We start from the raw sequence: 9144 nt of genomic DNA, 5'->3' as shown, positions 1-9144 counted from the left end.
GGCACAACGCCACGCACGTCATACGCCTTGACGATGTTCGAAAGGTCGGGCATTTCCACTCCTCCACACGCTTCACGGGATGACCTGGACCGGCTGTGTCCGGGACGCTACCCGCCCCCTTCCCCGCCACGGCCCGTCCGCCCCCATCCCGTTGAGGCTTTGGCAGATCTGCGTCACCCCGGGATGACGGCGCCCCTCTCCCGGTACCAGGGCGCCGCCCGGCCGAGCCGGTCCAGCGGGCCCGGGCCCGGATCGATGCCGGCGAGCCGCCACGCCGTGTCCGCGCGGTACCAGTGGTCCCGCGCCAGCAGCGTGAACTGCCGCTCGCTCACCCAGCCCGGGGTCGCGGCCAGGGCCTCCAGGCACCTGCTCCAGGGCCAGTCGGCGGCGGGCCGCTCGGGCAGCACCCCGTGCGCGGCCAGGGCGTGCATGAGGTCGCGGTTGCGCACCGGCTCGGGGTGGTGGGCATGCAGCACGCCCTTCGCCCCGGCCGGGCCGCCGTCCCCGAGGGCGAACGCCGCGAGCAGTCGCGCCAGGTCGCCGACGTCGACGAAGGAGGCCAGTCCCGCTCCCCCGTCCCACTGCGCCGGCACCCGCCGGAAGGCGTCCGCCAGGGCCGGCACGACCCATCGGTCGCCCCGGCCCAGCACCAGTCCGGCGCGCAGGACCAGGCCCCCGGAGGCGACCACGGAGGACTCCCCCGCCAGCCGGCTGCTGCTGGCCGGCGACACCGGGGCGGGCTCCAACTCCGTGGCGTCCGCTCCACGATGGGGGCCGGGACCGTAGACGGCACAGGTGGACAGGTGGACGATCCGCCGCACGCCCGCGCGCCGGGCCTCCGCCATCAGGGCGGCGGTCCCGACGGAGTTGACCGCCTCGCAGCGGCCGGCGTCGGGTCCGACGTAGGAGGCCAGCGAGAGCAGCACGTCGGCGCCTTCGCACACCCCGTGCAGGGAGGCCGGGTCGGCCAGGTCCGCGGCCACCCGGCGTAAGGCTCCGGCCGCGGCGGGGACCGGCGCACAGGACGCCGACGTACGGGACGCCGACGTACGGGAGGTACGGGACACCGCGCGCGGCACGATCCGCGGGTCCAGCTCGCGGAGGTGGCGCAGGACCGCGGAGCCGACGAAGCCGGTCGCCCCGGTCACGACGACCTGACGGCCGCTCACCCCTGCTGCTCCGGCCCGGCCGCCTCCAGTGTCAGGCGCAGGCCCTTGCGGGTGTCCTCGGTGGCGACGGCGGGCAGCAGGTAGCGCCAGAGTGAGGCGATGCGCTGCGGCAGGTCGGCCCGGCCGGTGGAGACCTGGGAGAAGAGCTGCGCTCCGGTGAAGGAGCTGACCAGCACCCAGGCCAGTTCGTGGTCGTCGACGTCCGGCTGGAGCTCGCCCTTGGCCCGGGCGAAGCGCAGCTGCTGGCGGAACTCGAGGACCCAGGCCTGGTACGCGACGTCGTCACGCAGGCCGAACTCCCCCTGCTCGACGGCCAGTCGCACCCCGGCCCGGAGCACCGGATTGTGCCGGAGCTGCTCCGCGAGGTAGAGGGTGATGTCCACCAGGCGCTGGAGGCCGTCCTCGCCCGCGGGGAACTCCAGGCCCTCGCCCTGCCCGACCATCACGGCGTAGGCGAGCTCTTCCTTCGAGCTGAAGTGGAAGTACATCCCGCCCTGGGTGACGTCCGCCCGCTTCATGATCTTGCTGATGCTGGCTCCGCTGAAGCCGAACTCGTCGAAGACCTCCGCGGCGGCTCGCAGGATGGCCGCCTTCGTCTGAACTGCCCTGAGTTGCGGGGCTCGTTGCTGCTTACGTTCTGACATGGGCACCTAATCCTTCTCGACAAAAAAAACGAACATCCTTTATTTTAGGACCCAGCGCCGAACAAGCACCAGCCATGTCCGACGTTCCTGGGGGGCTCAACACATGACTGTCTCAGCCACACGCTCCACCTCGCCCGCAACCGCCTCGCTCAGCAGCGCCTTACCGCGGGAGTACGTGCACAAGAGCGCGCACTCCGAAGTCCTGCTCACCGGATGGCGTTCCGTCGCTCCCGACGAGTACGTCGTCACCGCTCAGTGGCCCCGCGCCCACAGCTTCTACTCGCCCGACGCGGGCCACCACGACCCGCTCCTCCTGGCCGAATCCGTCCGCCAGGCCATCCCACTGCTCAGCCACGTGGCGTACGACGTGCCCTTCGGTCACCGCCAGATCTGGGACACGTTCAGCTACTCGGCCAACCCCGGTGCGCTCGTGGTCGGTTCGAGGCCCGCCGACATCATGCTGCACATCCGCTGCTCGGGCATCGCCCGCCGGGGCGGCCGGCTCGCCCGCCTGACCATGCACGTCACCGCCACCCGTGACGGGGAGTTCCTGGGGACGGCCGAGGCCGGCTTCACCAACCAGCCCGAAGCCGTCTACCAGCGCCTGCGCGGCGGCAACGGCGATCTCGACCAGGTGACCGCCCGCGTCATCCCGCTCCCGCCGCCGATGACGCCCCGGCGGGTGTGCCGCGACCGCTTCCACGACGTGGTCCTCTCCCCGACCAGCTCCACGCACCGTGCGCAGCTGCGGGCCGACATCAACCACCCGATCCTCTTCGACCACCCCGTCGACCACGCCCCGGGCATGCTGCTGCTGGAGGCGGTGCGCCAGGCCGCGTACGCCTCGGCCTTCCCCCGCCGGGGGGTCCTGACCGACATGGAGATGCAGTTCTTCCGCTACGCGGAGCTGAACTCGCCCTGCTGGATCGAGACGACCGCGCTCCCCGACCGTACGGCGGCGCCGGACGGCCGCCGGTCTCCCGTCCGGGTCGTGGCCCGGCAGAACGGCGAGGAGGTCTTCACGGCCACGGCGGCGATCACCACTCTGGCGCCCGCGTCCCAGCGCGTCTTCTCCGCGCCCTGACCTTCCCCGTCCCACCGGCGTACGACGAAGGCGCCTGCCCGGGCTCTGTGCCCGGCAGGCGCCTTCCGTCTCCCCTCGGGACCCTCGCGGCCCCTCCGGGCCCTCCGGTCCCTCCGGCCTCTCAGACCTTGCGGACCACGCTGGACTTGAGCTGCATCTGCCCGAACCCCTCGATCCTGCAGTCGATGTCGTGGCCGTCCACGCCCTCGACGAGGCGGATGTTGCGCACCTTGGTTCCCGCCTTGATCCCGGTCGGGCTGCCCTTGACCTTCAGCCCCTTGACGACCGTCACGGTGTCGCCGTCGGCCAGCACGTTGCCCACGGCGTCCTTGATCACCCGCTCCTCGGGGGCGTCCCCCGGTCCGGCGGTGTCGAGCGGCCACTCGTGCCCGCACTCGGGGCAGATGAGCAGCGAGCCCATCTCGTAGGCGTAGGCACCCGCGCACTCGGGGCAGGCTGGCAAGGGGTTCTCAGTCACCCCATCAGTATATTTCAGGATCCACCGCCCCAGATCGCCCGCGCGTCCGGCGGCCCTGCCGGCCCGCCGGTCCGTCGGTCCGCCCTCCAGGAGGTCCATGTGTCTGCCGCATCGAGTTACGCGTCCGGGGTCTGCGAAGCGCCGCTGCTCGGTGACACCATCGGCGAGAACCTGGACCGGACGGTGCGCAGGTTCCCCGACCGCGACGCCCTCGTCGACGTGGCCGCCGGCCGCCGCTGGACGTACGCGGAGCTGGCCGCCGATGTCGACGCGCTCGCGCTCGGCCTGCTGGACCTGGGCATCGCCAAGGGCGACCGCGTCGGGATCTGGGCCCCCAACCGGGCCGAGTGGACGCTCGTGCAGTACGCCACGGCCAGGATCGGCGCGGTCCTCGTCACCGTGAACCCCGCCTACCGATCCCACGAACTGGAGTACGTACTGCGGCAGTCCGGCATCCGTCTGCTGGCCGCCGCGGACCGCTTCAAGACCTCCGACTACGCCGCCATGATCGAGGAGGTCCGCCCGCGGTGTCCGGCGCTGGAGTTCGTCGCCCTGCTCGGCGGCCCCCTGTGGGACTCCCTGCTGGAGCGCGGCCGCCGGGGCGACCCGGCCGACCTGGCTCGGGCGCAGGCCGCGCTCAGCCCGGACGACGCCGTCAACATCCAGTACACCTCCGGGACCACCGGCTTCCCCAAGGGCGCGACGCTGTCGCACCACAACATCCTCAACAACGGCTTCTTCGTGGGCGAGCTGTGCCACTACACCGAGCAGGACCGGGTGTGCATCCCGGTCCCGCTGTACCACTGTTTCGGCATGGTGATGGGCAACCTCGCCTGCACCAGCCACGGTGCCGCCATGGTGATCCCCGCCCCGTCCTTCGACCCGGCGGCCACCCTGGCCGCGGTGGAGTCGGAGCGGTGCACCTCCCTCTACGGCGTCCCCACGATGTTCATCGCCGAGCTGGCGGAGCCCGGCTTCGACGCGTACGACCTGTCCAGCCTGCGCACCGGGATCATGGCGGGCTCGCCCTGCCCGGTCGAGGTCATGCGGGAGGTCATCGAGCGGATGGGCATGACCGAGGTGTCCATCTGCTACGGGATGACGGAGACCTCACCGGTGTCGACGCAGACCCGCGCCGACGACTCGGTGGAGCGCCGGGTGTCCACCGTGGGCCGCGTCGGGCCGCACCTGGAGGTGAAGGTGGTCGATCCGCGGACCGGACGGACGGTGCCGCGCGGCGAGCCGGGCGAACTGTGCACCCGCGGCTACTCGGTGATGCTCGGCTACTGGGAGGAGCCGGAGCGCACCGCGGAGGCCGTCGACGCGGCCCGCTGGATGCACACGGGCGACCTCGCCGTGATGGACGACGACGGGTACCTGAGCATCACCGGCCGGATCAAGGACATGGTGATCCGCGGCGGGGAGAACCTCTACCCGCGCGAGATCGAGGAGTTCCTCCACACCCATCCGGACGTGCTCGACGTCCAGGTCATCGGGGTGCCCGACGCCAAGTACGGGGAGGAGCTGATGGCGTGGGTGCGGATGCGCGAGGGGGCCGAGGCGCTGACCGCGGACACCGTCCGAGCGTACTGCGCGGGCCGGCTGGCCCACTTCAAGATCCCGCGCTACGTGCACGTCGTGGAGGAGTTCCCGATGACCGTCACCGGGAAGGTCCGCAAGGTGGAAATGCGCCAGGAGGCCCTGCGCCTGCTGGAACTGCCCTCGTAGAACGGCGCGTTGCGGCTCACGCCGCCGCCGTTCCTGCCCGATGATCTTTCATGGGTGCGTCGCGGCCGTGCCGGCCGGCCTTCCGCGGCGCCCCCCTCCCTGCCGACTGACCACCGACCAGAGGAACACCGTGCCGCTGCTGCCCGTGAACCGACGCCTCGCCCTGACCGCCGCCCTGCTCGCCGTGACGGCCGCCGTCACCCCCGCCACCACCGCCCAGGCGGCCGGGACCGCCCCCGACCTCGAAGCGCTGACCCAGGCGCTGCGCAACACGACGGCCGCCGGAGCGCCCGGCGCCATGGCCCGCTTCAGCGGCCCCGACGGGGTCCGGACCCGGGCCGTCGGCCTGCGCGACAGGACCACGGGCGCGGCCATGGACCCGCAGGCCCGCTTCCGGATCGGCAGCGTCAGCAAGACCTTCTCCTCCGTCGTCCTGCTCCAGCTGGTCGGCGAGAAGAAGATCGACCTGGACGCCCCGGTCAACCGCCACCTGCCCGGCCTGCTGCCCGACGACCGGATCACCGTGCGCCACCTGCTGACCCACCGCAGCGGCCTCGCGGACTACACCGACGCCATGTTCGAGCACACCGTCCCCGGCTTCGAGGCCGTCCGCAACCGGGTGTTCGGCTACCAGGAGCTGCTGGACCTCTCGCTGCGCGAGCCCAGGACGACCGAGCCCGGCGTGTCGTACAAGTACTCCAACACCAACTTCGTCGTCGTCGGGATGCTCATCGAGAAGGCCACCGGCAACCGGGTGGGCAAGGAGTACGAGCGGCGCATCTTCAAGCCGCTCGGCCTGCGCAACACCACGTACGTGCACCCGGACACGAAGATCAAGGGCCTGCACGCCCGCGGCTACCTCCACCCCGACGAGGCCGGCGCGCCGCTGGTCGACTCCACCGAGCAGACCGTGTCCTGGGCCCAGTCCGCCGGAGCGGTGATCTCCAGCCCGGCGGACCTGAACACCTTCACGTCCGCGCTGCTCGGCGGCCGGCTGCTGTCCCCGCACCTGCTGGACGCCATGGTCACCGCCACCCCGACGGACGCCACGAACACCCGGTTCTACGGACTGGGCCTGCGCCGCTACGACCTCTCCTGCGGCACGTCGGTCTACGGGCACACGGGCACGGTGCAGGGCTTCTACACGTACGCCTTCTCCACGCGCGACGGACGGCGCAGCCTGTCCGCGATGGCGAACACCTCCAACCGGGGTGCGGCCAACACGGCGCTGGGCGGCACCCTCGAGGCGGCGTTCTGCGGCAAGCCGGCCGTGAACAAGACCGCCCGCGGCTTCGGCTTCGCCCCGGCCGAGATGGACCTGCCCGAGCACAACGCGCGCTGACGCCGGCCCGGCCGGGGGCCGCCGGGGCGCCTCAGCCGGTGCCCACCGCGTCGTCGCAGGCGGGGCAGACCCGGTCCGCGTACGCGGCGTCGTACCACGTCGGGCCGGGCTGCCCCGCGGGCCGCTGCGGGGCGGCCCGCATCGCGAAGGTGTCCCTGCCGCAGAAGGTCCGCGGACCGGGGACACCGGGCATGCCGGGGGCCGCGGGCGCCGCGTGCACGCGCACGACGACCACCTCGCCGCCGGCGCCCGCGGGCCCGCCGGGGTGCGCCGCCACCGGGTCCTGCACCTCGTACACCACCGCCATCGCGCTCATACCCCGACGGTAGGCCGTCCCGGCGGCTGCCGCCGCGCGGCCACGCCGGACCGCCCGTCCGTGCCGGATCCCGCGACCGGGCCACCTGACGAATCATCAGGTCATCCGTCCCGGACTCTTGACTCCGTCGGCGCCAGTGGCGATTCTCGACCCACCGTTTGCGGGTTCATGACAAGTCAGCACCTCCCTGTGGCCGTCGCGCCCGGAACGGATCCGGCTCCTCCACCGCGCCATCCGCTGACCGAAGACGTGAGTGATGACCATTTCCCGACACAAGAACCCCAGGCGCAGCCCGATCGCGGTCCTGTCATTGCTCCTCGCCGTGGTGGCGATGGTGCTCGGCCCCGTGCCCAGCTCCGCCGCCGACGACCCCGGCTGGTGGAACCCGGTGGCGCGGCCCGCACCCGACTCCGAGATCAACGTCACCGGCGAACCCTTCAAGGGCACCGACGCCCAGGGACGGGTCCGCGGATTCGTCGACGCCCACGACCACCTGATGTCCAACGAGGGCTTCGGCGGGCGCCTCATCTGCGGCAAGCCCTTCTCCGAGCTGGGCGTGGCCGACGCGCTCAAGGACTGCCCCGAGCACTACCCCGACGGCACCCTGGCGATCTTCGACTTCATCACCAAGGGCGGCGACGGCAAGCACGACCCCGACGGCTGGCCCACCTTCAAGGACTGGCCCGCCCACGACTCGCTCACCCACCAGCAGAACTACTACGCGTGGGTCGAACGGGCCTGGCGCGGCGGCCAGCGCGTACTCGTCAACGACCTCGTCACCAACGGCGTGATCTGCTCGGTCTACTTCTTCAAGGACCGCAGCTGCGACGAGATGACCGCCATCCGGCTCGAAGCGCAGAAGACGTACGACATGCAGGCCTACATCGACAAGATGTACGGCGGCCCCGGAAAGGGCTGGTTCCGGATCGTCACCGACTCCGCCCAGGCCCGCGAGGTCGTCGAGCAGGGCAAGATGGCCGTCGTCCTCGGCGTCGAGACCTCCGAGCCGTTCGGCTGCAAGCAGATCCTGGACTTCGCCCAGTGCAGCAAGGAGGACATCGACCGGGGCCTCGACGAGCTGCACAAGCTCGGTGTGCGGAGCATGTTCCTCTGCCACAAGTTCGACAACGCCCTGTGCGGGGTCCGCTTCGACCAGGGCGCGCTCGGGACCGCGATCAACGTCGGCCAGTTCCTGTCGACCGGCACCTTCTGGAAGACGGAGAAGTGCACCGGCCCGCAGCACGACAACCCCATCGGCCTCGCGGCCGCTCCCGCGGCGCAGAAGGAGCTCCCGGCGGGCGTGTCCGTGCCTTCGTACGCGGCGGACGCTCAGTGCAACACCCGCGGTCTGACCGAGCTCGGCGAGTACGCGGTGCGCGGGATGATGAAACGCAAGATGATGCTGGAGATCGACCACATGAGCGTCAAGGCCGCCGGCCGGGCCTTCGACATCCTGGAGTCGGAGTCCTACCCCGGGGTCATCTCCTCGCACAGCTGGATGGACGACAACTGGACCGAGCGGCTCTACAAGCTCGGCGGGTTCGTGGCCCAGTACATGGGCGGGGCCGAGGGCTTCAGCGCGGAGGCCAAGGCCAAGAACGCCCTGCGCGACAAGTACAACGTGGGCTACGGCTACGGCACCGACATGAACGGCGTCGGCGGCTGGCCCGGGCCCCGCGGCGCCGACACCCCGAACCCGGTCCGCTACCCGTTCCGCAGCGCCGACGGCGGCTCCGTCATCGACAAGCAGACCACCGGGCAGCGCACCTGGGACCTCAACACCGACGGCGCCTCGCACTACGGCCTGGTCCCGGACTGGATCGAGGACCTGCGGATCGTCGGCGGCCAGGACGTCGTCGACGACCTCTTCCGCGGCGCCGAGTCCTACCTCACCACCTGGGGCTCGTCCGAGAAGCACAAGGCCGGGGTGAACCTCGCCGCGGGCGCGTCCGCCACGGCCAGCTCCTCGGAGTGGAACCCGTTCACCAGCTACGCCCCGTCCCGGGCCGTCGACGGGAACACGGGCACCCGCTGGGCGAGCGACTGGAGCGACGACCAGTGGATCCAGATCGACCTCGGCGCGGCCAACCTGGTCAAGCGCGTCACGCTCGACTGGGAGCGGGCGCACGGGCGGGCCTACCGCATCGAGCTGTCGGGCGACGGCGCGAACTGGCAGTCCGCGTGGTCCACCGCCACCGGTGACGGCGGTCTGGACACGGCCCTGTTCACGGGCACCACGGCCCGCTACGTTCGCGTCCACGGAGTACAGCGCGGCACCAAGTGGGGCTACTCGCTCCACGAGGTCGGCGTCTACAGCAGCTGACGCCGCTCACGCCCCGCGTCCGGGGCCGGCCGGATCCGCCGATCCGGCCGGCCCCGGACG

At 71.6% G+C, this 9144-nt stretch carries 8 protein-coding genes; 4 read left to right on the top strand and 4 right to left on the bottom strand.

Annotated features, from left to right (window positions below):
* Positions 1-173: 173 nt before the first annotated feature.
* Both AVW11_RS34715 and AVW11_RS34710 read right to left on the bottom strand, forming a co-directional pair.
* Positions 174-1169: an NAD-dependent epimerase/dehydratase family protein gene (locus AVW11_RS34715; protein ID WP_076047013.1), complete on the bottom strand. Its 996-nt coding sequence runs from the start codon at positions 1167-1169 to the stop codon at positions 174-176.
* The gene (locus AVW11_RS34710; protein WP_030855796.1) at positions 1166-1813 is read right to left on the bottom strand and encodes a ScbR family autoregulator-binding transcription factor; all 648 of its coding nucleotides are present in this window, start codon (positions 1811-1813) and stop codon (positions 1166-1168) included. The genes AVW11_RS34715 and AVW11_RS34710 overlap by 4 nt, the downstream gene beginning before the upstream one ends.
* Positions 1814-1916: 103 nt before the next feature.
* Between AVW11_RS34710 and AVW11_RS34705 the strand changes: the two genes are divergently transcribed.
* A complete protein-coding gene (locus AVW11_RS34705; protein ID WP_076047012.1) occupies positions 1917-2897 on the top strand; it encodes a ScbA/BarX family gamma-butyrolactone biosynthesis protein in 981 nt (326 codons plus the stop codon).
* Between the two features lie 121 nt (positions 2898-3018).
* On the opposite strand, the gene AVW11_RS34700 is transcribed toward AVW11_RS34705, so the two are convergent.
* Positions 3019-3375, bottom strand: a complete 357-nt coding sequence (locus AVW11_RS34700; RefSeq protein ID WP_030855798.1) for a zinc ribbon domain-containing protein YjdM — start codon at positions 3373-3375, stop codon at positions 3019-3021.
* A 99-nt stretch (positions 3376-3474) separates the two neighbouring features.
* On the opposite strand from AVW11_RS34700, the gene AVW11_RS34695 reads away from it, so the two are divergent.
* Together AVW11_RS34695 and AVW11_RS34690 are read left to right on the top strand one after the other, a co-directional pair.
* On the top strand, positions 3475-5103 hold the full coding sequence (locus tag AVW11_RS34695) for an AMP-binding protein (protein WP_060179295.1): 1629 nt from the start codon (positions 3475-3477) through the stop codon (positions 5101-5103).
* 139 nt (positions 5104-5242) lie between these two features.
* Positions 5243-6445: a serine hydrolase domain-containing protein gene (locus AVW11_RS34690; protein WP_420713479.1), complete on the top strand. Its 1203-nt coding sequence runs from the start codon at positions 5243-5245 to the stop codon at positions 6443-6445.
* Between the two features lie 31 nt (positions 6446-6476).
* Here the strand turns inward: AVW11_RS34690 and AVW11_RS34685 are convergent, their stop codons facing one another.
* Complete coding sequence (locus tag AVW11_RS34685; RefSeq protein ID WP_030855801.1) at positions 6477-6761, bottom strand: hypothetical protein; 285 nt, start codon at positions 6759-6761, stop codon at positions 6477-6479.
* Between the two features lie 256 nt (positions 6762-7017).
* Between AVW11_RS34685 and AVW11_RS34680 the strand changes: the two genes are divergently transcribed.
* Entirely contained in the window at positions 7018-9084 is a 2067-nt protein-coding gene (locus AVW11_RS34680; RefSeq protein ID WP_076047011.1) for a galactose-binding domain-containing protein, read from the top strand.
* The last annotated feature ends 60 nt before the right edge of the window (positions 9085-9144 follow it).

The sequence above is a fragment of the Streptomyces amritsarensis genome (assembly GCF_001953875.1).
Classification (GTDB): Bacteria; Actinomycetota; Actinomycetes; order Streptomycetales; family Streptomycetaceae; genus Streptomyces; species Streptomyces amritsarensis.
The sequence above is the reverse complement of the archived record's forward strand: the minus strand, read 5'-3'. Positions and strand labels throughout refer to the sequence as shown.